We start from the raw sequence: 25602 nt of genomic DNA, 5'->3' as shown, positions 1-25602 counted from the left end.
GATGTACATAATAAAAACTCAGGGCAGGGAATTTTTTATGTTCGGTGAATTCAATTTAATCGATACCTATTTCTCTAACCGTCAGTCACAACGTAAAGATGTCTCTCTTGCTCTAGGAGATGATTGTGCATTGGTCAAAGCACCAGAAAATGTTCGGATCGCCATCAGTACCGACACCTTAGTCGCAGGCACTCATTTTTTAACCGATGCGAATCCGGCTTGGGTGGCTCATAAAGCATTGTCATCTAACATCAGTGATCTGGCTGCTATGGGGGCAACGCCTGCTTGGGTATCGCTCGCACTCACTCTACCTAGTGTCGATGAAGCATGGCTAAAACCCTTTTGTGATGCTTTTTTCGAACTTGCGAATTACTACAATATTCAGCTAATTGGTGGAGATACAACCAAAGGACCACTGAGCATTACCTTGACAGTACAAGGTTTTGTGCCACAAGAATTGGCGCTGCTGCGCAGTGGAGCCAAAGTGGGAGATTGGGTTTATGTCACTGGCGAGCTTGGTGATAGCCAAGCAGGGCTCGATGTGGTTCTTGACCCAAGCTTACGCCATAAACCTTTTGCCCAAGAGCTTGAAAAGCGTCACTATCTCTCAACGCCAAGAATTCTTGCTGGCCAAGCATTGCTTCATTTGGCTTCTTCTGCAATTGATATTTCCGATGGTTTAGTGTCTGATCTCAAACATATTTTGCATCGTTCAAATGTTGGGGTGAGTTTAGATGTCGGTGCGTTGCCTATCTCGCAAGAGCTGTTGCAGTTTGTGGGCGAGAGACAAATAGCCCAGCAATATGCACTAACCAGCGGTGAAGAGTATGAGTTGTGTTTCACTGTTCCAGAGCATAACCGAGGTTCCATCGAAAGTGCGCTTGCTCATTGTGGTTGTAAGGTGAGTTGCATTGGCCAAATTCGCCCGCAGGGTATTTTTGAGCTCCAGCATCAAGGCAAAAAACTCAATTGGCAGTTAAGCGGCTATGATCATTTTAAGGTGAACGGATGACAAACCCTATCGCATTAATCTCATTAAAGAACCCTTGGCATCTTTTGGCCACGGGTTTTGGCAGTGGCCTATCGCCTATCGTGCCCGGCACAATGGGAACGCTTGCCTCAGTGCCTTTTTATTTACTGTTAGTACAGCTACCTATCACAGTGTATTGTGCTGTGGTTGTGCTGGCTTGCTTGGTGGGCGTGAAAATTTGCCAAGTGACTTCTGACGACATGAAAGTGCATGATCACGGTTCGATTGTGTGGGATGAATTTGCCGGTTTTTGGATAACAATGCTAGTCGTGCCACTGTTTGAATTGCCCAGTTTAGATTGGAAATGGCTGGTGGCTGGATTCGTGCTGTTTCGCTTTTTCGATATGCTCAAACCGTGGCCGATCAGTTGGTTAGATAAACGAGTGCATGGTGGTTTGGGGATTATGCTCGATGATATCGTGGCTGGTGTTGTATCCGCGATTGCGCTGTATTGGGTCGGCTTTTGGGCGGGTTGGTTATAACATGATCAGCGTTCAATATTGACTGACGGCTTAGACTTAGCAACAAAAAAGGTTCCTTTGGGAACCTTTTTTGTCAGTGAAGAGTTATCTGAAACAGGGTTATTCGACGCTCTGGGTATCTAAAGTTACTTTACCGTCTTGAGACTATTTTAGCTTCTCTAAGTCAGCTTCAATTTCAGCGATTTTGCTCGTGACCACTTTTTCCAAATGGCGCAAGTCAGTCAATATTTTTTGCTTCAGATCGAGATCACTCATAGGAACCGGCTTAGTGATTTTATTTAGTTCATCAATCACCAAGGTTAAATTACGGTTGATCTCCGTCACCTCTTTGTATTGATGGCTGCCGCTATCGACCAATACATTTTTTACTTGTCGAGGGTATTTAAATTTCACGCTTTTAGCGAACAGCTCGCCTTTCTGCTTATGAAAGTAAATCTTCAACACATCTTTATGGGCTTCTTGACGAAGTGAATAGCGCTCAATCTGTTTAGGATCTTGAATGCCTAAACCGGTGAGGTAGGGATACATAGGCAACCTCTATTGTATTTTGTGACACATCAATGAACCATTTCAATGTAGCAGTCCATGCTCGCCCGAGATAGTTCATCGTGATATCAATGGTTCAAGTTGTGGACCAGATCGCTTTCCTTTTCCGTTTAATTTGGCGCGAGTTCAGAAACATTTTTAATCAGCATTTCACGTAACGTGCACTCTTCTTCTTCACTCAATTTTCCGCCTTGTGAACCGGTGAGAATAAACAAGTCTTCTGCTCGTTCGCCAATGGTGGTGATTTTTGCACCATGCAGGTTAATGTTTAAGTCAGCAAATGTGGCTCCGACCGTTGCTAGCAGTCCCGGAGTATCAAGTGCGACTAATTCCATTAAGGTTCGTTTATTGCTTTTGGTGGGTAAAAAATCGACTTTAGTTTTGACTTTAAAATGTTGCAAATTACGTGGCGTGCGGCGCAATTTCAGTTTGTTCTGCCAACCCGTTTCTAGCCCACTGAGTAGGTGTTTGATCAACGATGGGTGACACTCTTCGTCAATTGCATGGCCGTTTTGATCCAGTACCATGAAGGTATCAAGGACGTAGCCATCTTTACTCGACATGATCTGCGCATCATGAACATTGAGATTTCGACGGTCCAGTTCAGCAACCACAGTCGCAAAGAGGGCGGGTTGATCTTTAGTGTAAACAAACAATTCAGTGCCGCCACGAGTGGCTTTTTTGCTCATCAGGATCAGCGGTTGGCTTGGGTCGCTATGTTTGAGTAGGTGCTCACAATGCCAAGCGATCTGCTTGTGAGTGTGACGCAAAAAGTAATCCGCTTTAAAGCGTTGCCAAAGCACTTCAATTTCGCGTGCGCTGTAGCCTTCTTTACGAAGCAATGCGGATGCCATTTGTTGGTTGTGGCGAATGCGATCGCGCACATCTACCGGGTTTTCAAGCCCACGCCTAAGTGCCCGCTGTGTTGAGTGATATAGCTCTGCCAGTAAGGTGCGTTTCCAACTGTTCCAAAGCTCAGGGTTAGTAGCGCAGATGTCCGCGACAGTCAGGCAAACAAGATGTTCGAGATACTCTTCATCGCGCACTTTTTTGGCAAATTCGGTAATGACATCTGGGTCGTAAATGTCGCGTCTTTGCGCCGTTACCGACATCAAGAGGTGGTTTTGTACCAGCCAAGAGACTAATTTTGCTTCAGGTTTTGATAAACCGTGTTCAATACAAAAATCATAGGCTTCTACCGCACCGATTTCAGAGTGATCGCCGCCACGCCCTTTGGCAATGTCGTGAAAAATAGCGGCCAGAATCAGCATCTCCTTTTTCTGGAGACGTGGGTAGACTTCGCAACAGATGGGGTGTTTATCGTGATTTTGTGCGTAGCTAAAGGTATTGATGTGTTTGAGAAGACGAATGCTGTGTTCATCGACCGTATAAACATGGAATAGGTCGAACTGCATTTGTCCAACAATTTGGCTCCATTGGGGAAGATAAGCGGCGAGCACGCCTAATTTATGCATCAGGCTGAACGCACGATGTAGTGCGTTAGGGTGACGTACCAATGCCATGAATTTTTCACGCGCTTCGGGAATGGTGTGTAGGAATTTATTGAGCCGCCTTCTGGCTGTACGCAACTGGCGCATGGTTGTGGGCGCAACGCTTTCGATGCTGGAATCATTGGCGATATGAATAAACATATCTAAGATCGTTTCAGGGCGAGCTTGGAAAAGCGCTGGTTTACGAGCTTCTATTAAGTTGCCACGACGTTGAAAATCATCATCTAAAATTTCTGCCACGGCTTCTTCGCCGTTATTGAGTATGGCTTGATCAAACAGACGCAAGAGCATTTTGTTGAGTTCCGCAACACGACGTAGAGTACGGTAGAACTCTTTCATCATCATCTCGACTGCGCGATTTCCTTCACCAGTAAAGCCCAGATGTTCTGCCACTTGAGCTTGATGAGCAAAAATAAGCCGATTGTCATAGCGTTTTAATTCAATGTGCAGCGCAAAGCGCACACGCCATAAAAAGTCTTGGCACTCTACTAGCTCACGATATTCAGCATCAGTTAAAAAACCAAAACGACTCATTTCAAGCAGTGATGTTGCACCAAAGTGGCGTCTAGCCACCCAGCTTAAAGTATGAATGTCTCTTAAGCCTCCAGGAGTCGATTTGATATCGGGTTCAAGGTTATAAGTGGTGTCATGGTAACGAGCGTGTCGGTCGCGCTGCTCTTGAATTTTGGCGCGGTAAAAGGTTTCGCTTGGCCAAAACGATTCGGAATGAATCAACATCTTGAGTTTATAAAATGTCTCTTCGCTACCACATAATAGCCGAGCTTCTTGTAAGTTTGTCGCGACGGTTAAATCTTCACGGCCAATTTCAGCGCACTGCTGCACGGTACGCACGGCATGGCCCACTTCTAAACGCAAATCCCACAACAAGGTAATGAATTCGCTAATTTTACTGCCGAGTTCAGCGGGTAAAGTATGATTGGAGACGACCAGAATATCGATATCTGAAAGAGGATGAAGTTCACCGCGGCCATAGCCTCCGACGGCCACTAAACTGATGTCTGGAACCTGCGAAAATGAATAATGTTCCCATAACCTGTAGAGCAGTTGGTCCATATATTCAGAGCGGCCTAATACCAGGTCGTTGACCGGATGGTGGTGCAAAAATTGATGTTTCTGATACTGAGTGAACTGTTCAAGTTGTTGTTTAAGCTCGCCGATAGTGAGTTGTGCGTCAGTAAAGGTGAGGGGAGACTGAAAAGGCATAACGGCAATCCATGCTGGTGATATGTCACAACGTAGACTGACTGTATCAAATCACTGCAGATAAAAAAATATCCCTGCAAGAGGGATATTGATTGATAAGGTTTTGGTTCGATGTAATTAGGCGTTATGCATCAGACGCGGAATGGTTTCTTCTTCACGCAGCGTCAGCACTTCACAGCCAGTGGCGGTAACCAAAATGGTGTGTTCCCACTGCGCTGAGTTTTTGCCATCGGCGGTGTAAACCGTCCAATTGTCTTCATCATCAAGGCGGCAACCAAATTTACCCGCATTAATCATTGGCTCGATAGTGAAAATCATCCCTTCACGCAGTACGGTTCTGTCGCCGTTTTTATAGTGAACCACTTGTGGTTCTTCATGAAATTGAGCGCCAATACCGTGGCCGCAATAATCTTTCACAATCGAAAATTTAAGGCGTGGGTTATTTTTATTATTGGTTTTTATGTGTTTTTCGATCGCAGTACCAATCTCACCCAATTGAACACCGGGTTTGACCTTCTTCATGCCGATATAAAGACACTCTTGCGCAACAAGACATAGGCGCTTATCTGCTGGCGACACTTCACCGACAAAGAACATCTTTGAGGTATCACCGTGGTAGCCATCTTTAATGACTGTGATATCAATGTTCAGAATATCACCCTCTTTCAGTACCGCTGGACGCTGTAATTGCCCATACTGCGTATCTTGAGTTGCCGGAATACCGTGACAAACAATGTGATTGATAGAGGTACAGATCGATTTAGGAAAACCGTGGTAATTCAATGGTGCTGGAATAGCTTGCTGTACTTCAGTGATGTACTTGTGGCAGATCTGGTCAAGTTCTTCAGTGGTGATGCCCACTTTTACATGCGGTTCAATCATCTCAAGGACATCGGCAGCCAGTTTACCCGCGACGCGCATTTTGGCTATTTCTTCAGCAGTTTTGATTTTTACAGACATCGGCTTTCTCTATGCATTAATTCTTAAGCACTTAACTGTGCGAATGGGCGTTATTCTAGCAGTGCATGGATGAATCGCAAGGGATCCCTGTCGGTAAGTAAGAATTGTTTGCATAACTACAGCTTACCTAGGCCATGATGTGTCGTATTTTTTTCTAGCCAGAGAAGGGCTAAATATGGTATAAAGCGCGCCGGAATCGAAGTGCGTTTTCTTCTGAAATGACGAAGCCCACCTTCCTTTCTAAACACATTATCTTTAAATCACACACATTCCGACACGTGTTCCGGGGTGCTCCAACAATAAAACTATCGGCAACAACCGAATAGATGTTAGGAGTCGGATACATGGGGAATGTGGAGGCCTAACCCCATAGAGGATTTTTAAATGGCAACTGTATCAATGCGCGACATGCTAAAAGCTGGTGTTCACTTCGGTCACCAGACTCGTTACTGGAACCCAAAAATGAAGCCATTCATTTTTGGTGCTCGTAGCCGTGTTCACATCATCAACTTAGAAAAAACTGTTCCTATGTTCAACGAAGCTCTAGCTGAGCTACAAAAAGTTGGCGAGAAAAAAGGTAAAGTTCTTTTCGTTGGTACTAAACGCGCAGCATCTGAAGCTGTTAAAGAAGCGGCTATCGCAAGCAACCAATTCTACGTTAACAACCGCTGGTTGGGCGGCATGCTAACTAACTGGAAAACTGTTCGTCAGTCAATCAAGCGTCTAAAAGAGCTTGAAATTCAAGCAACAGATGGCACTTTTGATAAGCTAACTAAGAAAGAAGCTCTAATGCGTACTCGTGAAATGGAGAAGCTAGAGAAATCTCTTGGTGGTATCAAAGATATGGGCGGTCTACCTGACGCACTATTCGTTATCGATGCAGATCACGAGCACATTGCAGTTAAAGAAGCAAACAACCTAGGTATCCCAGTTTACGCTGTTGTTGATACTAACTCTAACCCAGATGGCGTTGACTACATTATCCCTGGTAACGACGACGCAATCCGTGCAATCCAGCTTTACCTAAATGCTGTTGCAGAAACGGTTAACGAAGGTCGTAACAAAGATGCAGCTGCACTTGCTGCTGCAAAAGACGGTTTCGTAGAAGCAGAATAATAGCGGCTCTGAGTCACACTTGATTATATGTGTCACACGATTGATGCATTGAACAAGTTATAGTTAGCATCAGGGGCCAAACAATCGGCCCCTGATTTTTACCACCAGAATCAACTGAGGAATAGAGAATGGCAACTGTAACTGCTGCTCTAGTAAAAGAACTGCGCGAGCGTACTGGCGCAGGTATGATGGAATGTAAAAAAGCGCTTGTAGAAGCAAACGCTGACATCGAACTAGCAATTGAAAACATGCGCAAAAGCGGCGCAGCTAAAGCAGCGAAAAAAGCAGGTAACATCGCAGCTGAAGGTACTATCCTAATTAAAGAAGCTGATGGTTTTGCAGCACTTCTAGAAGTGAACTGCCAAACTGACTTCGTAGCAAAAGATTCAAGCTTCCTAGCGTTCGCTAACGAAGTTCTAGCGGTTGCACTTGCTGAGCGTCTAGATATCGCAGCACTTCAAGCTAAATTTGAAGAAGCACGTATTGCTCTTGTTGCTAAAATTGGTGAAAACATCACTATCCGTCGCGTTCATTACATCGAAGGCGCTAAAGTAGGTTCATACCGCCATGGCGACCGTATCGGTGTTGTGGTTGCTGGTGAAGCGGATGAAGAGACCATCAAACACGTAGCAATGCACGTTGCTGCTGCAAAACCTGAGTACGTGAACCCTGAAGATGTACCAGCAGAAGTTGTGGCTAAAGAGCGTGAAATCCAAATCGAAATCGCAATGCAATCTGGTAAGCCAGCAGCAATTGCTGAGAAAATGGTTGAAGGCCGCATGACTAAGTTCACAGGTGAAGTATCACTTACTGGTCAAGCGTTCATCATGGATCCTTCTCAAACTGTTGGCGCAATGCTGAAAGCTAAAGGCGCAACCGTTACTAACTTCGTACGTCTAGAAGTTGGTGAAGGTATTGAGAAAGCTCAAGAACTTAGCTTCGCTGAAGAAGTTGCAATGGTTCAAAAAGGTTAATCCTAGCGATTTTGCCTAAAAAGAGACCGTAGCCAAGGCTGCGGTCTTTTTACGAATGGCATATTGAGACTAATTGTGATGATTTAGAATTCAGTATTCAGTTTTAAATCATGACTGTTAATTAACAACTCTCTATTTGGAAGGTAAGCTCCATGACTACGAACCCTAAACCAGCCTATCAACGTATCCTGTTAAAACTTAGCGGTGAAGCGCTACAAGGCGAAGAAGGTTTTGGTATTGATCCTGCGGTGTTAGATCGCATGGCACAGGAAGTAAAAGAACTGGTTGAACTGGGTGTTCAAGTGGGTGTTGTCATCGGCGGCGGTAACTTATTCCGTGGCGCAGGTCTTGCTGAAGCGGGCATGAACCGTGTTGTGGGCGACCACATGGGAATGCTGGCAACCGTAATGAATGGTTTGGCAATGCGTGATGCTTTGCACCGTGCTTATGTGAATGCGCGCGTGATGTCTGCCATTCCTCTTAAAGGTGTGTGTGACGATTACAATTGGGCCGATGCTATCAGCCAACTACGTCAAGGCCGTGTTGTGATCTTCTCAGCGGGTACTGGTAACCCATTCTTCACAACTGATTCTGCTGCCTGTTTGCGCGGTATTGAAATTGAAGCGGATGTGGTTCTAAAAGCGACAAAAGTAGATGGCGTATTTAGTGCAGACCCAGTGGCAAACCCAGACGCAGAACTGTATGATAAGCTGTCTTATACAACCGTGCTTGAAAAAGAGCTAAAAGTGATGGACTTGGCCGCGTTTACGCTAGCGCGTGACCATAAAATGCCAATCCGCGTATTTAATATGAACAAACCGGGCGCACTACGTCGCGTGGTAATGGGTGAAGCGGAAGGTACACTAATTAGCACCGCTGACTAATCACTCCAAAACAAAAAAACAAGTAGGTGATATTTGTGATTAACGAAATCAAGAAAGACGCTCAAGAGCGTATGGATAAGAGCGTAGATGCCCTGAAAAACAACCTTTCTAAGGTACGTACTGGTCGCGCTCACCCAAGTTTACTCTCCGGCATTTCTGTCGATTACTATGGTGCTTCGACACCGCTGAATCAAATCGCTAACGTTGTAGCTGAAGATGCACGTACTCTCGCGATCACTGTTTTTGATAAAGAGTTGACGCCAAAAGTTGAAAAAGCGATTTTGATGTCTGATTTGGGTCTAAACCCAATGTCTGCAGGTACGGTTATTCGTGTACCACTGCCACCACTGACCGAAGAACGTCGTCGTAATTTGGTGAAAATTGTTCGTGGTGAAGCCGAAGGTGGTCGCGTTGCGGTTCGCAACATTCGTCGTGATGCCAATGGCGACTTAAAAGCTCTACTGAAAGATAAAGAAATCTCTGAAGACGAAGATCATAAAGCGCAAGAAGAGATTCAAAAACTTACCGATGTAGCGATTAAGAGAATTGATGAAGTTCTTGCTGCAAAAGAAAAAGAGTTAATGGAAGTTTAATTCGCTCTTTTTAGCCTTTCTAAAACGCTGTGCTCACAGTGCAGCGTTTTTTTATGCTATTTTGCCCTATCAGTTTGGTAATCAATTAATTTCTTATGCAAAACTCATCCCTCTCATCTGATGTATTACCCCAACACATCGCAATCATTATGGACGGAAATGGCCGTTGGGCTAAAGCACAAGGTAAACCTCGTGTATTTGGTCATAAGAATGGTGTAGCAGCGGTCCGAAGAACGATTTCTACTGCAGCGAAATTGGGTATTAAAGCCGTTACTTTGTTTGCCTTTAGCAGTGAAAATTGGCGGCGTCCGGAAGCTGAAGTAGGCGTGTTGATGGAGTTATTTATTACTGTGCTATCCACAGAAGTAAAAAAGCTGCATAAGAACAATCTGCGTCTTAGAGTCATTGGTGATAAAACACGTTTTAGCTCACGCTTACAAACAAAAATCGCTCAGGCAGAAGAGTTAACCTCATCAAACAGTGGCATGGTCGTTAATATCGCCGCAAACTATGGCGGAAAATGGGATATCACAGAAGCAATGCGCTCTATCGCGGTCAAAGTGGCGAGCGGTGAGCTTTCTCCTGATCAGATTGACGAGACGCTGATTACACAGTCGCTAACGATGTCTGATATTCCTGAAGTGGATTTGCTCATTCGTACCAGCGGTGAATGTCGTATTAGTAATTTTATGTTGTGGCAATTGGCCTATGCAGAGATGTACTTTACGCCGATTTACTGGCCTGAGTTTGGTGAAGAAAGTTTAATTGAAGCAGTGACTTGGTTTGTTAACCGTGAACGCCGTTTTGGCTGCACAGGGGAACAGGTTAAGGCATTGATGGAACAGAAATAAAGGATCCATTAGTTTGAAGCAACGAATTATCACGGCGCTCATATTAGCTCCACTGGTGATGCTGGGCATTTTTGAACTGCCACTCCCCCTATTTATGGCCGTTTTGGCCCTTGTGGCGCTCGTCGGTGTATGGGAATGGACGCAGTTTATCGATTCGACATCTAGGTATCTGGCGCTGTTACCCGCCATTATCATTGGTGGAGCAAGTTACCTACTGATTTCCCCTGATGCCGTTAGCCTAGCCAACATGAACTCGAATCACTATGTGATATTAAGTGTTGGGGTGGCTTGGTGGCTGTTTTCTAGCTTTTTAGCTATTACCTATCCTAAATCCCGTCCATGGTGGGAAAAATCCAATCTACTTAGGCACCTTTTTGGTGTGCTTACGCTACTTCCTTTTTTCTGGAGCGTCCTTTTTTTACGCGCAGAAGCCTTTTTGAGTGAGCCATACCACGGTGCTAAGTTGGTGCTATTTGTCTGCTTAATTGTTTGGGCTGCAGACAGTGGCGCTTATTTTGCGGGCAAAAGTTTTGGTAAGCACAAAATGGCACCAGCAGTCAGTCCAAATAAAACCATTGAAGGGTTGATTGGTGGCATTATTACGGCATTGATTGTGGCGTGGTTTACTGCTGATTGGTTTGATATCCGGTTTACAAACACGCTGTCGATGGTCGGTATTACATTAGCGACTGTGATTATCTCTGTGCTCGGTGATCTGGTCGAAAGTATGTTTAAGCGCGTTTCAGGAATTAAAGACAGCAGTAATATTATTCCTGGGCATGGCGGCGTTTTGGATCGTATCGATAGCCTGACGGCTGCATTTCCTGTTTTTGCTCTACTGTATTTCATTTTCTAATGCTTGGGTTAAGCTGTCTTACCCCAATCTTAATTCACGGTTGTTGCTATGCGTAAGTTAACGATTCTCGGGGCCACAGGTTCAATTGGGGCAAGCACATTAAAAGTCGTGGCTCAAAATCCCGAATACTTTTCCGTTGTGGCTTTAGCCGCGGGAAATAATGTCAATAAAATGCGTGAGCTATGCCAGCGTTGGCAGCCAGTTTATGCGGTAATGGCAAACCAAAAGGCGGCGGATGAGCTTTTAGCTCAATTGCAGTCACTGAACTTAAAAACAACCGTATTATTTGGTGAAGACGCCATGTGCCACGTCGCCGCATTAGATGAGGTGGATACGGTGATGGCGGCGATTGTTGGTGCGGCAGGTTTGTTACCAACCATGGCTGCGGTAAAGGCAGGCAAGCGTGTTTTGCTGGCAAACAAAGAAGCCTTGGTGATGTCTGGCCAATTGTTTATTGATGCGGTCGAAAAACACGGTGCGGAATTGCTCCCTGTCGATAGTGAACATAACGCGATTTTTCAATGCTTACCCCCTGAAATTCAAGGCTCTTTGGGTCGCTGTGATTTACAAGAACATGGTGTGCAACATATTCTGCTCACGGGTTCTGGCGGCCCTTTTCGCTATAGTGATTTATCCTCGTTAGCTGATGTTTCACCACAGCAAGCGATTGCTCATCCTAACTGGTCGATGGGGCCGAAAATTTCGGTTGATTCCGCTACCATGATGAACAAAGGTTTGGAATATATTGAAGCTAAGTGGCTGTTTAATGCATCGAAACAGCAATTAAAAGTGTTAATCCACCCACAATCGGTGATCCACTCTATGGTGCAGTACCGCGATGGTTCGGTGCTTGCGCAAATGGGGGAACCCGATATGTCCACGCCAATTGCTTTAACTCTCTCTTATCCAGAACGCATTACTGCGGGTGTTCCGGCACTGGATTTTACCAAATTAAGTAATTTGAGTTTTATGGATGTGGACTACGAGCGTTATCCTTGTTTGGGATTGGCGATTGATGCTTGCTATCAAGGGCAACATGCCACCACCTCTTTAAATGCAGCCAACGAAATAGCCGTTGAAGCTTTTTTAAATAAGCAAATTCGTTTTACCGATATCGCACAAGTTAATGAACGTGTATTGTCAAAAGTGTGTGCAGCACATACTCGGTTACATTGCTATGACTTGGAAAGCTTGTTAGAGCTCGATAGAATGGCGCGCACTATTGCCCAGCAAATCATACAAGAGCATTTATTATGAGTGGTATTTTGTGGAATTTCGTCTCTTTCATCATTGCGTTAGGTATATTGGTTGCTGTGCATGAATTTGGTCATTTTTGGGTAGCACGTCGCTGCGGAATTAAAGTCGAAAAATTTTCCATTGGCTTTGGTAAATCACTTTGGAGCCGAGTAGCCAAAGATGGCACCGAGTACAACCTCTCAATTATTCCTCTCGGCGGCTACGTTAAAATGCTCGATAGCCGTGTTGATGATGTTCCAGCTGAATTAAAACCCTTAGCTTTTGACCAAAAACCATTGTGGAAACGTGTCGCTGTCGTGAGTGCTGGGCCTGCTTTTAACTTTTTCTTCGCCATTTTTGCCTATTGGCTCGTGTTCTTAATTGGTGTTCCAGCGGTAAAACCTGTGATTGGCGAAATTGCCCCGCAATCGATCGCCGCTCAAGCGGGTTTAGAGTCAGGAATGCAGATCAAAGCAGTCTCAGGAGTGAATACCTTAGATTGGGAATCGGTCAATATGGGGCTGATTAGCCATATTGGTGATGAACAATTAACGCTCACCGTCGGAACCAATAATGAAATTGGTGTGGATGAAATCAAAACATTAGATATCCGTTCTTGGAACTTTAACCCAGAAACAGAGTCTGCTATGGGAGCGTTAGGTTTTAAACCATTTGTTCCTGAAATATCGCTGACGCTAACCAATGTTTCTCAAGGCAGCGCCGGCGAGAAGGCCGGGTTAGAAGTTGGCGACACCTTGATCGAAGCCAACGGTGCGAAGATAAACCATTGGCAGCAAGTTGTGGAGTTGATACAAAGCCATCCCAATCAGCCAGTTTCATTGGTTGTTGTGCGTGATGAACAACGCTTGACTATCGAGCTTACGCCTGACGTTCGTGAGTTACCGCAAGGCAAAACGATAGGTTTTGCGGGAATCGCTCCTAAAGTCGCAGAATGGCCGGAAAGTTATCGATTTGAGCTGCAATATGGTGTATTTGAATCAGTCGGAAAAGCGGTTGAAAAAACACAGCAAGTGATCAACTTAACCGTCAGCATGTTGAAAAAACTGGTGGTCGGTGATGTGGGGTTGAATAATCTGAGTGGGCCGATTTCGATTGCCAAAGGAGCAGGAACTACCGCTGACTATGGTTTGGTCTATTTCTTGGGTTTTCTGGCTCTGATTAGTGTCAACTTAGGCATTATCAATCTAGTACCACTGCCAATGTTAGATGGCGGACACTTACTGTTTTTTGCAATTGAAGCAGTTATTCGTCGTCCTGTCCCAGAGAAGATTCAAGAAATGGGATACCGAATTGGTGGGGCGATCATCTTTTCTTTGATGGCTGTGGCAATATTTAATGATTTTAGTCGCCTGTGATTTGTAACCATTAGGCAGAAGTTGTAGCAAGGAATAACAAGAATAAATATGGCAATGAAACAGATCCTTTTCGCGACACTATTGGCAACCAGCCTCTCAGCACATAGTGCCGAGAATTTCGTAGTGCAGGATATTCAAATTGAAGGGCTTCAACGCGTTGCGCTCGGCGCTGCATTGCTTAAAATGCCCGTTCGAATTGGTGATACCGTTGATGCACAAGATGTCGCGGATATTATCAAAGCACTTTACACTTCGGGCAACTTTGAAGACATCAAAGTATTACGAGACAACAACGTTCTGATCGTTCAGGTTAAAGAACGTCCAACCATTGCAAGTGTTTCCTTCTCTGGAAATAAAGCGATCAAAGAAGAGCAGTTGCAGCAGAATCTTGATGCATCCAATATCCGCATCGGTGAAGCGCTCGATCGTACGACCTTGAGCAACATTGAAAAGGGGTTGGAAGATTTTTACTACAGCGTGGGTAAGTACAACGCGACCGTAAAAGCGGTGGTGACACCTTTACCTCGCAACCGTGCTGACCTTAAATTTGTGTTCAGTGAAGGGGTTTCTGCGAAAATCCAGCAAATCAACTTTATTGGCAATGAAGTGTTTAGTGACCAAGATTTACTGTCACGCTTCAATTTGAATGTCGATGTGGCGTGGTGGAATTTCCTCTCTGATGATAAATACCAAAAGCAGGTCTTAGCCGCTGATATTGAAGCTTTGCGCTCTTTCTACCTCGACCGTGGCTACTTAAAGTTTCAAGTCGATTCCACGCAAGTTGCTATTTCTCCTGATAAAAAAGGCGTTTATATCACTTTAGGCATTAGCGAAGGTCAGCCTTATAAAATCAAAGACGTTAAATTTCGCGGAGAGCTGATTGGCAAAGAGGCTGAATTTACCGCTTTGATCCCGTTTGAAGCCGAGGAAACCTATAACGGCTCACTGGTGACCAAGCTTGAAGAAGATGTAAAACGAGTATTGGGTGAAGCTGGCTATGCTTATCCTCAAGTTCGAACCATCCCAGAATTTAATGATGAAACGCAAGAAGTTTCCTTGGTTGTTCATGTGGAAGCGGGTAAGCGTATCTATGTCCGTGATATTCGCTTTGTCGGTAATAACTCAACCAAAGATGAAGTTTTGCGCCGCGAAATGCGTCAAATGGAAGGCAGTTGGCTGAGCTCTAAAGCGATTGATACGGGTAAGAGCCGTTTGAACCGTCTTGGCTTCTTTGAAACAGTGGATGTGCAAACCGTACGTGTACCTGGTAGTGAAGACCAAGTCGATCTGGTGTACAACGTGAAAGAGGCCAACTCAGGTAGTGTTAACTTTGGTGTCGGTTATGGTACAGAATCAGGCGTGAGTTTTCAGGTTGGTTTACAACAAGACAACTTCATTGGTTCAGGTAATCGAGTTGGCATCAATGCCATGATGAACGACTATCAAAAGAACATCAGTTTAGATTACCGTGATCCCTACTGGAACCTTGATGGTGTCAGTTTGGGTGGTAAGATTTTCTATAACCAATTTGAGGCTTCTGAAGCTGGTATTGTTGATTATACCAATGAAAGCTACGGCACAAGTTTAACGTGGGGTTTCCCATTTGACGAATTAAACCGTTTTGACCTCGGTATCGGTTACACGCACAACAAGATCGGTAATATCGATGAGTATGTGCAAGTTAGTCAATTCTTACAGTCTCAAGCGAGTAACCGTAGCGATGATGGCAGTTTGATCACCAATGACTTTGACGTCAACATCTCATGGACGCGCAATAATTTAAACCGAACCATTTTCCCAACAGCGGGGAATCACCAACGCGCTTTCTACAAGATGACAGTGCCGGGCTCAGACGTAAAGTATTTCAAAGCGCAGTACGATGTCCGCCAGTATTTCCCATTAACCAAAAAACATGAGTTTTCACTCTTGCTAAGAGGACGCTTAGGGTATGGTAATGGTTACGGGAAAACGGATGGTAACGATAACTTGTTCCCATTCTATGAAAACTATTATGCAGGTGGCTTTACCACTTTGCGTGGTTTTGGATCTAACTCGGCTGGACCGAAAGCGATTTATAACGATGCGACAGGCTGTAATGGCAATAATGGTGGCAACAACCGCTGCTATAGCGCAACAGATGACTCTGTCGGTGGTAACGCGGTCGCGCTGGCCAGCGTAGAGCTGATTGTACCGACGCCATTTGCCTCTGATGAAACTCGTAGCCAAATTCGCACCAGCATCTTCTTCGATATGGCCAGCGTTTGGGATACAGAGTTCGATTACAAAGATGAGAAACTCGGTTATGGTGATCAGTATTATTACGATTACTCAGATCCAATGAATTACCGTTCCTCTTATGGTGCGGCACTACAGTGGATGTCACCTATGGGGCCATTGGTATTTTCAATTGCAAAACCTATTAAAATTTATGAAGGTGATAATGAAGAGTTCTTCACTTTCACGATCGGCAGAACATTCTAATTAGAGGAAAGTATTTTGAAAAAAGCGATTCAAGCGGCAGGATTGGGCCTAGTTGTACTGAGTTCATCATTTTTTGCGCAAGCCGCTGAGGCGGCGCAGAAAGTAGGTTACATTAATACTGCGCAAGTATTCCAAGCATTACCTCAACGAGAAGTTGTGCTGCAAAAATTACAAGAAGAGTTTAAAGATAAAGGGGCAGAGCTACAGTCAATTCAAGCTGAAGCAAAAACCAAAATTGAAAAACTTAAACGTGATGGCGAACTGCTAGGTCAAGATGAGATCGAGAAGCTGCGTATTGAAATTGGTCAATTAGACAGCAAGTACAAAATCAAAGCGCAAGCGTTAGAGCAAGCCTCAGCGCGTCGTGAGAGTGAAGAGAAGCAAAAACTCTTCATGGTGATTCAAGACGCTGTGAAGAAAGTTGCGGAAAAAGAAGGTTATGACATCGTTGTTGACGTGCAAGCTATGCAATATGGTAAGCCGGACTACAACTTATCAGAGAAAGTAATTAAACAACTAAAATAATATTATTATGGCAAAACTTACTTTAGCCGAATTGGCAACCATCACCGGGGGAGAGCTGTTTGGTGATGGCTCTGCGACAGTTTCCGCTGTCGCACCTATGGATAAGGCGCAGGAAGGTTACGTAACTTTCCTCTCTAATCCCAAATATAATAAACACCTTGGTCAATGCCGCGCAACGGTGATTATGGTCAAGGCTAGTGAACGTGAATTGTGTACAACCAATGTATTGGTCGTCGCTGATCCATACGTTGCTTTTGCAAAGGTGGCGCAAGCGCTGGACACGACACCGCGACCTGCGAGTGATATCAGCTCTTCGGCGGTTGTTGCACCGGATGCCCAGCTAGGGCAGAACGTTTCTATTGGTGCAAACGCGGTCATTGAGACGGGCGTGCAACTGGGCGATAACGTCTCCATTGGTGCCGGCTGTTTCATCGGTAAAAACGCCAAAATTGGCGCTAACACCCAGTTGTGGGCAAATGTCAGCGTTTACCACGAAGTGGAAATTGGCTCGGCGTGCCTTATTCAGTCAGGTGCCGTGATTGGTTCTGATGGTTTTGGCTATGCCAATGAGAAAGGTGAGTGGATTAAAATTCCGCAAATTGGCACAGTCCGGATCGGTAATCGAGTTGAAATCGGTGCCTGCACGACAATTGATCGTGGCGCATTAGATGACACGATTATTGAAGATAACGTCATTCTCGATAACCAATTACAGATTGCACATAACGTCTGTATTGGCTATGGCACTGCAATTGCTGGCGGTACCATCATTGCTGGCAGCACCCACATAGGCAAATATTGCATTATTGGTGGCGGTGCGGTGATCAATGGCCATATCGAGATTGTTGATGGGGTCACCATTACTGGCATGGGAATGGTGATGCGCAGCATCACCGAGAAAGGCATGTTCTCTTCTGGTATTCCGTTGCAACCGAACAAAGAATGGCGTAAAACTGCCGCTCGCGTTCACCGTATCGAAGATATGCACAAGCGACTTAAAGCACTTGAAAAGTACTTAGAGCAGGAAGCGGAATCCTAATTCTACTTTTTCCCGATTAGGCTCGCCAATTGCGAGTCTTTTTCGTCTATAATGCCAAATAATTTTTGAAAGTTTTACTGTATAGGAATATGACTTTGACGACTGAAACGAAAACGATGCACATCACTGAAATTCAGAGGCTGCTTCCTCACCGTTACCCATTTCTGTTGATTGACCGTGTAATTGACTTTGAAGAAGGCAAATACCTTGTTGGCTTGAAAAATGTGTCAGTTAATGAACCTCAGTTCACTGGTCATTTTCCGCAGTTACCTATTTTTCCAGGTGTGCTGATTTTAGAAGCAATGGCACAAGCAACGGGCCTACTAGCATTCAAAACCTTTGGGGCACCGAAAGATAACGAATTGTATTACTTTGCTAGTATTGATAATGCGAAGTTTCGTAAGCCTGTAAGTCCTGGCGACCAACTGATCATCGAAGTGCAGTTCATTAAAGAGCGTCGTGGTATTGCGTTGTTTAATGGCGTAGCGAAAGTTGATGGTGAGGTTGTGTGTTCAGCTGAAATGAAATGTGCTCGTAGAGAGTTTTAATATGATTCATGAAACTGCACAAATCCACCCAAGTGCGGTGGTTGAAGATGGCGCTATCATCGGAGCTAACGTCACTGTTGGTCCATTTACTTACATCACCTCTGGGGTAAGCATTGGCCAAGGTACGGAAGTGATGTCGCATGTGGTCATCAAAGGAAACACCGTCATTGGTGAAGAGAACCGTATTTTCCCTCACGCCGTCATTGGCGAAGAGAACCAAGATAAGAAATATGGTGGTGAAGATACACGAGTCGTCATTGGTGATCGCAATGTTATTCGTGAAGCGGTGCAAATTCACCGTGGTACTATGCAAGATAAAACACAAACAGTTGTTGGCAACGACAACCTATTGTGTGTGAATGCCCATATTGCGCACGATGTGATTGTTGGTAATCATACGCACATTGGTAACAACGCAATTCTTGGCGGCCATGTGACGGTCGGTGACTATGCCGGTGTTATGGCGTTGTCGGCGATTCATCCTTTCTGTAGCGTTGGTGCTTATGCCTATATCGGTGGTTGTTCTGCAGTGGTGCAAGATGTCCCTGCTTACGTGTTAGCACAAGGTAACCATGCTTCACCATTTGGCCTTAACCTTGTTGGTTTGAAGCGAAATGGTTTTGAAAAAGCCGAAATTCGCGCGCTACAAAAAGCGTATAAAGAGATTTACCGATCAGGTAAAACGCAAGCAGAGGTCTTACCTATATTGGTTGAGATGGCGAAAGAGTACCCATCGATTCAACGTTTTACTGATTTACTAGAAAAAACTGAGCGTGGCATTATTCGTTAGTTCGCCACTGAGTTTTGATTAATATCCGAAGATCGCTACTTGTTTAGCGATCTTTTGTCTTTTTGACGCCGCATAACGGCTGAGCGGATTCTGTTAGGAAACGATATGCACTCACATGAAAATCCCCTAAGAATCGGTATTGTTGCCGGAGAGCTTTCTGGCGATACATTAGGAGAAGGCTTTATTCAAGCCATCAAGCAGCAATACCCCAATGCACAATTTGTCGGTATTGGTGGCCCTAAGATGATTGCTCAAGGTTGTGAATCTTTATTTGATATGGAAGAGCTAGCCGTGATGGGGCTGGTTGAGGTGCTTGGCCGCTTACCGCGTTTACTGAAAGTTAAAGCGCAGTTGGTGAAGTATTTTAAAGCCAATCCGCCGGATGTGTTTGTTGGTATTGATGCACCAGATTTTAATTTACGATTAGAGCTTGATCTCAAAAAAGCGGGCATCAAAACCGTCCACTACGTGAGCCCATCTGTATGGGCATGGCGTCCCAAACGTATTTTTAAAATCGATGCAGCGACCGATCTAGTGTTGGTATTTCTTCCGTTTGAAAAAGCGTTTTACGACAAGTATCAGGTTGCGTGCGAATTTGTCGGCCATACACTGGCCGATGCCATTCCACTGCAACCCGATAAAATCGCCGCTCGTGAACTGTTGAAATTAGAGACAAATAAACAGTGGCTGGCTGTGCTACCCGGTAGCCGAGGGGGAGAAGTCGGTTTAATTGCCAAGCCATTTATTGAAACATGTCGACAAATCAAACAGAAATACCCTGATATTGGTTTTGTGGTAGCTGCCGTCAATCTCAAACGTAAACTGCAGTTTGAAACCATTTGGCAGGAGATCGCCCCAGAGCTCGATTTTGTTATTATTGAAGACACCGCGCGCAATGTAATCACGGCCGCAGATGCTGTGCTGCTTGCCTCTGGCACAGTCGCACTGGAATGCATGTTGCTCAAACGGCCGATGGTGGTGGGATACAAAGTGAACTGGCTCACCGGATGGTTGGTTCAGAAGCTTGCGATAACCGAATTTGTTTCACTGCCCAATATTTTAGCCGGAGAAGAACTGGTTCCTGAGTTCATTCTTGATGAATGCGACCCGCAACATCTGTTTCCTGCGGTCGATAGCATGCTCAGCCGTGATAATTCCTCTTTAATTGAACGTTTTACTGAAATGCATCGCTGGATCCGCAAAGGTGCCGATCAACAAGCTGCCAAAGCGGTTTTAAGCTTGATTAACCGTTAACGATTAAAAAGAGCGATTGAAAAATAACGAGAGGAAAATAGACAAGATGGCAGAACAAACACTGACTCCTTTTGAATACCCTAAGGGCTATGTTTTGATTGCAGGAGTGGATGAAGTTGGTCGAGGTCCATTAGTGGGCGACGTAGTGACTGCCGCAGTAATCTTGGATCCGAATAATCCGATTGAAGGTTTAGCAGACTCGAAAAAGTTATCAGAAAAAAAACGCCTAGCGCTTTTTCCTGAAATTCAACAAAAGGCGCTCGCTTGGTCTGTTGGCCGCTGTTCACCAGCTGAAATTGATGAGCTTAATATTCTTCAAGCGACTATGGTGGCGATGCAACGCGCGATTGCAGGTCTAGCGATTCAACCTGATTTGGCTTTAATTGATGGCAACCGTGTCCCACAATTACCGATGCATGGTATCGCAGTCGTCAAGGGTGATATGCGTGTGGCGCAAATCAGCGCCGCCTCAATCATTGCCAAAGTGGTACGCGATAAAGAGATGGAAGCGCTCGATAAATTGTACCCACAATTTGGCTTTGCTCAACATAAGGGCTATCCAACTAAAGCGCATTTTGCCGCGATCGAACAGCATGGTGTCATCGCAGAGCACCGTAAAAGCTTTAAGCCAGTGAAACGCGTGCTGGGAATTGACTAATTGCGGGTGTCAGCCACGAGCAGATTCGCGTAGAATAACCGCCAAATCTTGTACCAAACCTAGCATCTAGGATTTTATTGCATGCCAGAACCAAAGTTTGTCCACCTTCGTGTCCACAGCGACTTTTCTATGATCGATGGCTTGTCCAAAGTGCCACCGCTTGTGAAAAAAGTGGCCGAGATGGGGATGCCTGCCGTAGCGTTGACCGACTTCACGAACTTATGTGGTTTAGTCAAATTTTATGGTACCGCTCATAACTGTGGGGTAAAGCCGATTATCGGTGCAGATTTTGTCATGCAATCCGAGGAGTTTGGTGATGAGCTCACCAAGCTGACGGTTCTAGCGAGTGATAATGTTGGTTATAAAAATCTGACCTTACTGATCTCCGATGCTTATCTACGCGGTCATGTGCAACACCTACCTGTGATTGATAAAGCGTGGCTAGTGAAATATGCAGAAGGCTTGATTGTGCTTTCGGGTGGAAAAAGTGGTGAAATAGGCAAAGCACTGCTTAAAGGTAATCAGGCGTTAGTCGATAAATGTGTCGAGTTTTATCAAACTCATTTTGTCGATCGTTTTTACCTTGAATTGACTCGCACAGGGCGAGCCGACGAAGAGAGCTATCTGCACTTTGCTCTAGAATTGGCTGAAAATAACGATCTGCCCGTCGTTGCAACCAATGAAGTGGTGTTTCTCAGCGAAGAGTTTTTTGAAGCGCATGAAATTCGAGTAGCGATTCATGATGGCTACACCATGGAAGATCCTCGTCGGCCAAAAAATTACAGCCCACAGCAATATTTGCGCACCGAAGCGGAAATGTGTGAGCTGTTTGCCGACATTCCTGAAGCGCTGCAAAACAGTGTTGAGATTGCCAAACGGTGTAATGTTACCGTCCGTTTGGGGGAATATTTCTTGCCCGCCTTCCCAACGGAAGGAATGAAAGAAACCGAATACTTGGTGATGAAATCACAAGAAGGCCTTGAAGAGCGTCTTGAATTTCTGTTCCCCGATCCTGATGTTCGCGCACAACGTCGCCCTGAATATGATGAACGGCTGCAAATTGAGCTCGAAGTGATTAATAACATGGGATTCCCCGGTTATTTCTTGATTGTGATGGAGTTCATCCAGTGGTCAAAAGATAACGATATTCCGGTGGGACCGGGGCGCGGATCGGGTGCGGGTTCATTGGTGGCTTACGCGCTCAAAATTACCGATTTAGATCCACTACAATATGATTTACTTTTCGAACGTTTCTTGAACCCAGAACGGGTCTCAATGCCCGATTTTGACGTCGATTTCTGTATGGATAAACGTGACCAAGTTATTGATCACGTTGCTGAAATGTATGGTCGTGATGCGGTATCACAGATCATCACCTTTGGTACTATGGCTGCCAAAGCGGTCATTCGTGACGTGGGACGCGTGCTTGGTCATCCGTTTGGATTTGTCGACCGCATTTCAAAGCTTATTCCACTAGATCCAGGAATGACACTCGAAAAGGCGTTTAAGGCTGAACCCGCGTTACCTGAGCTGTACAACAATGACGAAGACGTCAAAGAGCTGATTGATAAGTGCCGAATTCTAGAAGGTTGCACGCGTAACGCCGGTAAGCATGCGGGTGGGGTGGTGATCTCCCCAACCACAATTACCGACTTTTCGCCGATTTATGCGGATGCTGAAGGGCATTTCCCCGTCACTCAATTTGATAAGAACGATGTTGAAACCGCAGGCTTGGTCAAGTTTGACTTCTTAGGTTTACGCACCTTAACCATTATCGATTGGGCTCTAGGGCTGATTAACCCGCGCTTACAACGAGAAGGCAAAGAGCCCGTTCGTATTGAAGCTATCCCGTTAGAAGACCCAGTTTCATTTCGTGTATTGCAAAATTCTGAAACCACGGCGGTATTCCAGTTAGAATCGCGCGGCATGAAAGATCTGATCAAACGTCTCCAGCCAGACTGCTTCGAAGATATCATTGCACTAGTGGCCCTGTTTCGCCCTGGGCCTTTGCAATCGGGGATGGTGGATAACTTTATCGACCGTAAACATGGCCGAGAGGCGATCTCCTACCCAGATGAAAAATGGCAACATGAGTCATTAAAAGAAATTCTAGACCCAACCTACGGCATCATCTTGTACCAAGAGCAAGTGATGCAGATCGCCCAAGTCCTAGCCGGATACACACTAGGCGGCGCGGATATGCTGCGCCGTGCGATGGGTAAGAAAAAGCCAGAAGAGATGGCCAAGCAGCGGGCGATTTTTGAAGAAGGTTCGATAAAAAACGGCGTGGATGGCGAATTGTCGATGAAAATCTTCGACTTAGTAGAAAAATTCGCCGGTTACGGGTTTAACAAATCGCACTCTGCGGCTTATGCTCTGGTTTCTTATCAAACCTTATGGTTAAAAACCCACTACCCAGCCGAATTTATGGCGGCAGTAATGACGGCCGACATGGACAACACCGAAAAGGTGGTTGGCTTAGTGGATGAATGTTTACGCATGAATCTTAAAGTGTTACCACCGGATATTAACGCCGGCTTGTACCGCTTTAACGTCGATGAAAATGGCGCGATTGTCTATGGTATTGGCGCGATCAAAGGTGTGGGTGAAGGGCCGATTGAAGCGATTTTAGAAGCGCGCACAGCAGGCGGCTATTTTAAAGATTTGTTTGATTTTTGCGCCAGAATTGATTTGAAAAAAGTCAATAAGCGTGTGATTGAAAAGCTTATTTATGCGGGTGCTTTGGATCGTTTAGGCCCACACCGTGCTGCCATGATGGCCTCATTAAATGATGCTGTGAAAGCGGCCAGCCAATTCCACCAAGCTGAAGCCTTTGGTCAGGTTGATATGTTTGGTGTATTGACTGATGCGCCAGAAGAAGTAGAACATAAATATACGCAAGTCCCCGAGTGGCCTGAGAAAGTTTGGCTTGAAGGTGAGCGCGATACATTGGGCCTTTATTTGACCGGGCATCCAATAAACGCACATATTAAGGAACTTGCGAAGTACACCAGTTGTCGACTAAAAGATGCCACGCCAACGCGACGCGATCAATCCGTCACTTTAGCGGGGTTAGTGATTGCAGCTAAAGTGATGACCACCAAGCGTGGTACGCGGATTGGTATCATGACGTTAGATGATCGTTCAGGACGTATGGAAGTGATGTTATTCTCTGATGCGTTAGAGCGGTATGCAGAGCTGTTAGAAAAAGATAGAATTTTAGTGATTTCTGGACAGGTCAGCTTTGATGACTTCAATGGTGGCCTTAAAATGTCGGCGCGCGAAGTCATGGACTTGGGCAGTGCGCGTGAAAAATATGCCCGTGGCTTGTCGATATCGATTGAACAATCACAGATAGACAGCCAGTTTTTTGAGCGCTTTAGTCAGATCTTAGAGCCTCACCGAGCAGGGACTATACCTGTCAATGTATACTACCAACGCGCAGAGGCGAGAGTGCGACTCACTCTTGGTACGCAGTGGCGTGTAACCCCAAGTGATACATTGTTAGACGAATTGAAACAGCTACTTGGCAAAGATCAGGTAGAACTCGAATTTAACTAAAATTTGGCGTCAAATATGTTGAACGCTGAGTATAAAAGGATCGGTAGATGAGCCTAAATTTTCTAGAATTTGAAAAACCAATTGCTGAACTTGAGGCTAAAATTCAGGCGCTACGCGACGTGTCTCGCCATGGTGGTGATAAGTCCGTTGATCTCGACAAAGAGATCGAACAGCTAGAAAAGAAAAGCTTAGAGCTTAAGAAGAAAATCTTTGGTGATTTAGGGGCATGGCAAGTAGCTCAATTGGCACGCCATCCACAACGCCCTTACACGCTTGATTACATCAACCATGTCTTCACTGAGTTTGACGAGTTGGCTGGTGATCGCGCTTTTGCTGATGACAAAGCGATTGTCGGCGGCATTGCTCGTTTAGAAGGACGTCCGGTGATGGTGATTGGTCACCAAAAAGGACGTGAAACGAGAGAAAAAGTAAGACGTAACTTCGGAATGCCAAAACCAGAAGGTTATCGTAAAGCACTGCGTTTAATGAAAATGGCTGAACGTTTTGGCATGCCTATTATTACCTTCATTGATACCGCAGGTGCTTATCCTGGTGTTGGCGCTGAAGAACGTGGTCAATCTGAAGCGATTGCTACAAACCTAAAAGTGATGTCAGGCTTGAAAGTGCCAGTAATTTGTAATGTTGTTGGTGAAGGTGGCTCTGGTGGTGCTTTGGCGATTGGCGTGGGTGACTACGTGAACATGCTGCAATATTCCACTTACGCGGTAATTTCGCCAGAAGGATGCGCTTCAATCTTGTGGCGAGATTCAGATAAAGCGCCGCAAGCGGCTGAAGCGATGGGCTTAGTCGCTCCTCGCTTAAAAGAGCTTGAGCTGATTGATGAAATTATCGAAGAACCATTAGGTGGCGCGCATCGCGATCCAATACAAATGGCCGCCAACATGAAAGCAACACTGCTAAAACAGCTTGCTGATTTAGAGCCGCTGAATGAAGAAGCATTATTGGCTCGTCGTTATCAACGTTTGATGAACTACGGCTACTGCTAAATAGCAGAGCGGACAATAAATAAAAAGGGTTGGATTCTGTCCAGCCCTTTTTTATCGGCCCGATTTCAGGACTGGTTTGCTTGGCGCGTTTCAAGGTAAA

The 25602-nt window shown here is 45.2% G+C and carries 22 protein-coding genes; 19 read left to right on the top strand and 3 right to left on the bottom strand.

The window, feature by feature from the left end; translation table 11 throughout:
- Positions 1-37: 37 nt before the first annotated feature.
- Positions 38-1012, top strand: coding sequence for a thiamine-phosphate kinase (gene thiL / locus B9J84_RS06345; RefSeq protein ID WP_094123770.1), 975 nt, complete (start codon positions 38-40; stop codon positions 1010-1012).
- The gene (gene pgpA, locus B9J84_RS06340; protein WP_047689286.1) at positions 1009-1512 is read left to right on the top strand and encodes a phosphatidylglycerophosphatase A; all 504 of its coding nucleotides are present in this window, start codon (positions 1009-1011) and stop codon (positions 1510-1512) included. The genes thiL and pgpA overlap by 4 nt, the downstream gene beginning before the upstream one ends.
- Before the next feature lie 144 nt (positions 1513-1656).
- Here pgpA and B9J84_RS06335 read toward each other — a convergent pair whose 3' ends face one another.
- The 3 genes from B9J84_RS06335 to map all read right to left on the bottom strand — a co-directional run bounded on the left by B9J84_RS06335 (position 1657) and on the right by map (position 5753).
- Entirely contained in the window at positions 1657-2040 is a 384-nt protein-coding gene (locus B9J84_RS06335; protein ID WP_026027637.1) for a DUF3461 family protein, read from the bottom strand.
- 128 nt (positions 2041-2168) lie between these two features.
- The gene (glnD, locus tag B9J84_RS06330) at positions 2169-4793 is read right to left on the bottom strand and encodes a bifunctional uridylyltransferase/uridylyl-removing protein GlnD (RefSeq protein WP_013856202.1); all 2625 of its coding nucleotides are present in this window, start codon (positions 4791-4793) and stop codon (positions 2169-2171) included.
- 117 nt (positions 4794-4910) lie between these two features.
- Positions 4911-5753, bottom strand: a complete 843-nt coding sequence (gene map, locus B9J84_RS06325) for a type I methionyl aminopeptidase (protein ID WP_017044011.1) — start codon at positions 5751-5753, stop codon at positions 4911-4913.
- Between the two features lie 384 nt (positions 5754-6137).
- On the opposite strand from map, the gene rpsB reads away from it, so the two are divergent.
- From rpsB to accA, 17 genes are all read left to right on the top strand, one after another.
- Entirely contained in the window at positions 6138-6869 is a 732-nt protein-coding gene (rpsB, locus tag B9J84_RS06320; protein ID WP_013856204.1) for a 30S ribosomal protein S2, read from the top strand.
- 128 nt (positions 6870-6997) lie between these two features.
- Complete coding sequence (gene tsf, locus B9J84_RS06315) at positions 6998-7843, top strand: translation elongation factor Ts (RefSeq protein WP_013856205.1); 846 nt, start codon at positions 6998-7000, stop codon at positions 7841-7843.
- A gap of 152 nt (positions 7844-7995) precedes the next feature.
- Positions 7996-8727, top strand: a complete 732-nt coding sequence (pyrH, locus tag B9J84_RS06310) for a UMP kinase (protein ID WP_010320123.1) — start codon at positions 7996-7998, stop codon at positions 8725-8727.
- A gap of 35 nt (positions 8728-8762) precedes the next feature.
- The gene (gene frr, locus B9J84_RS06305) at positions 8763-9320 is read left to right on the top strand and encodes a ribosome recycling factor (protein ID WP_010320122.1); all 558 of its coding nucleotides are present in this window, start codon (positions 8763-8765) and stop codon (positions 9318-9320) included.
- A gap of 95 nt (positions 9321-9415) precedes the next feature.
- Positions 9416-10171: an isoprenyl transferase gene (locus B9J84_RS06300; protein ID WP_013856207.1), complete on the top strand. Its 756-nt coding sequence runs from the start codon at positions 9416-9418 to the stop codon at positions 10169-10171.
- A gap of 13 nt (positions 10172-10184) precedes the next feature.
- On the top strand, positions 10185-11027 hold the full coding sequence (locus tag B9J84_RS06295; protein WP_017047317.1) for a phosphatidate cytidylyltransferase: 843 nt from the start codon (positions 10185-10187) through the stop codon (positions 11025-11027).
- A 48-nt stretch (positions 11028-11075) separates the two neighbouring features.
- The gene (gene ispC, locus B9J84_RS06290) at positions 11076-12284 is read left to right on the top strand and encodes a 1-deoxy-D-xylulose-5-phosphate reductoisomerase (protein WP_094123769.1); all 1209 of its coding nucleotides are present in this window, start codon (positions 11076-11078) and stop codon (positions 12282-12284) included.
- Entirely contained in the window at positions 12281-13639 is a 1359-nt protein-coding gene (gene rseP, locus B9J84_RS06285) for a sigma E protease regulator RseP (RefSeq protein WP_013856210.1), read from the top strand. The genes ispC and rseP overlap by 4 nt, the downstream gene beginning before the upstream one ends.
- Before the next feature lie 48 nt (positions 13640-13687).
- Positions 13688-16120 (top strand): outer membrane protein assembly factor BamA, encoded by a 2433-nt coding sequence (gene bamA / locus B9J84_RS06280; RefSeq protein WP_094123768.1) that lies wholly within the window; start codon positions 13688-13690, stop codon positions 16118-16120.
- A 15-nt stretch (positions 16121-16135) separates the two neighbouring features.
- On the top strand, positions 16136-16645 hold the full coding sequence (locus tag B9J84_RS06275) for an OmpH family outer membrane protein (RefSeq protein WP_013856212.1): 510 nt from the start codon (positions 16136-16138) through the stop codon (positions 16643-16645).
- A 7-nt stretch (positions 16646-16652) separates the two neighbouring features.
- Positions 16653-17684, top strand: a complete 1032-nt coding sequence (gene lpxD / locus B9J84_RS06270) for a UDP-3-O-(3-hydroxymyristoyl)glucosamine N-acyltransferase (RefSeq protein ID WP_017046602.1) — start codon at positions 16653-16655, stop codon at positions 17682-17684.
- Between the two features lie 116 nt (positions 17685-17800).
- Positions 17801-18232 (top strand): 3-hydroxyacyl-ACP dehydratase FabZ, encoded by a 432-nt coding sequence (gene fabZ, locus B9J84_RS06265; protein ID WP_179217532.1) that lies wholly within the window; start codon positions 17801-17803, stop codon positions 18230-18232.
- Position 18233: 1 nt separating this feature from the next.
- Positions 18234-19022, top strand: a complete 789-nt coding sequence (lpxA, locus tag B9J84_RS06260) for an acyl-ACP--UDP-N-acetylglucosamine O-acyltransferase (protein ID WP_010320113.1) — start codon at positions 18234-18236, stop codon at positions 19020-19022.
- 105 nt (positions 19023-19127) lie between these two features.
- The gene (gene lpxB / locus B9J84_RS06255; protein WP_094123767.1) at positions 19128-20276 is read left to right on the top strand and encodes a lipid-A-disaccharide synthase; all 1149 of its coding nucleotides are present in this window, start codon (positions 19128-19130) and stop codon (positions 20274-20276) included.
- Between the two features lie 46 nt (positions 20277-20322).
- Complete coding sequence (gene rnhB, locus B9J84_RS06250) at positions 20323-20934, top strand: ribonuclease HII (protein ID WP_026027914.1); 612 nt, start codon at positions 20323-20325, stop codon at positions 20932-20934.
- A gap of 81 nt (positions 20935-21015) precedes the next feature.
- Positions 21016-24495, top strand: coding sequence for a DNA polymerase III subunit alpha (gene dnaE, locus B9J84_RS06245; RefSeq protein ID WP_017047313.1), 3480 nt, complete (start codon positions 21016-21018; stop codon positions 24493-24495).
- Positions 24496-24542: 47 nt separating this feature from the next.
- Positions 24543-25502, top strand: a complete 960-nt coding sequence (gene accA, locus B9J84_RS06240; RefSeq protein WP_013856219.1) for an acetyl-CoA carboxylase carboxyl transferase subunit alpha — start codon at positions 24543-24545, stop codon at positions 25500-25502.
- Positions 25503-25602 lie beyond the last annotated feature (100 nt).

This window comes from Vibrio sp. V03_P4A6T147, from assembly GCF_002241085.1.
Lineage (GTDB): Bacteria > Pseudomonadota > Gammaproteobacteria > Enterobacterales > Vibrionaceae > Vibrio > Vibrio anguillarum.
This window is presented reverse-complemented; position numbering and strand designations above follow the sequence as displayed.

Excerpts from the sequence above, each read along its gene's own strand:
- dnaE (WP_017047313.1), top strand. The coding sequence starts at position 21,016 with ATGCCAGAACCAAAGTTTGTCCACCTTCGTGTCCACAGCGACTTTTCT.
- pgpA (WP_047689286.1), top strand. The coding sequence starts at position 1,009 with ATGACAAACCCTATCGCATTAATCTCATTAAAGAACCCTTGGCATCTT.
- rpsB (WP_013856204.1), top strand. The coding sequence starts at position 6,138 with ATGGCAACTGTATCAATGCGCGACATGCTAAAAGCTGGTGTTCACTTC.
- accA (WP_013856219.1), top strand. The coding sequence starts at position 24,543 with ATGAGCCTAAATTTTCTAGAATTTGAAAAACCAATTGCTGAACTTGAG.
- ispC (WP_094123769.1), top strand. The coding sequence starts at position 11,076 with ATGCGTAAGTTAACGATTCTCGGGGCCACAGGTTCAATTGGGGCAAGC.
- rnhB (WP_026027914.1), top strand. The coding sequence starts at position 20,323 with ATGGCAGAACAAACACTGACTCCTTTTGAATACCCTAAGGGCTATGTT.
- rseP (WP_013856210.1), top strand. The coding sequence starts at position 12,281 with ATGAGTGGTATTTTGTGGAATTTCGTCTCTTTCATCATTGCGTTAGGT.
- bamA (WP_094123768.1), top strand. The coding sequence starts at position 13,688 with ATGGCAATGAAACAGATCCTTTTCGCGACACTATTGGCAACCAGCCTC.
- tsf (WP_013856205.1), top strand. The coding sequence starts at position 6,998 with ATGGCAACTGTAACTGCTGCTCTAGTAAAAGAACTGCGCGAGCGTACT.
- lpxD (WP_017046602.1), top strand. The coding sequence starts at position 16,653 with ATGGCAAAACTTACTTTAGCCGAATTGGCAACCATCACCGGGGGAGAG.
- lpxB (WP_094123767.1), top strand. The coding sequence starts at position 19,128 with ATGCACTCACATGAAAATCCCCTAAGAATCGGTATTGTTGCCGGAGAG.
- thiL (WP_094123770.1), top strand. The coding sequence starts at position 38 with ATGTTCGGTGAATTCAATTTAATCGATACCTATTTCTCTAACCGTCAG.
- fabZ (WP_179217532.1), top strand. The coding sequence starts at position 17,801 with ATGCACATCACTGAAATTCAGAGGCTGCTTCCTCACCGTTACCCATTT.
- lpxA (WP_010320113.1), top strand. The coding sequence starts at position 18,234 with ATGATTCATGAAACTGCACAAATCCACCCAAGTGCGGTGGTTGAAGAT.
- B9J84_RS06335 (WP_026027637.1), bottom strand. The coding sequence starts at position 2,040 with ATGTATCCCTACCTCACCGGTTTAGGCATTCAAGATCCTAAACAGATT.
- glnD (WP_013856202.1), bottom strand. The coding sequence starts at position 4,793 with ATGCCTTTTCAGTCTCCCCTCACCTTTACTGACGCACAACTCACTATC.
- B9J84_RS06300 (WP_013856207.1), top strand. The coding sequence starts at position 9,416 with ATGCAAAACTCATCCCTCTCATCTGATGTATTACCCCAACACATCGCA.
- map (WP_017044011.1), bottom strand. The coding sequence starts at position 5,753 with ATGTCTGTAAAAATCAAAACTGCTGAAGAAATAGCCAAAATGCGCGTC.
- pyrH (WP_010320123.1), top strand. The coding sequence starts at position 7,996 with ATGACTACGAACCCTAAACCAGCCTATCAACGTATCCTGTTAAAACTT.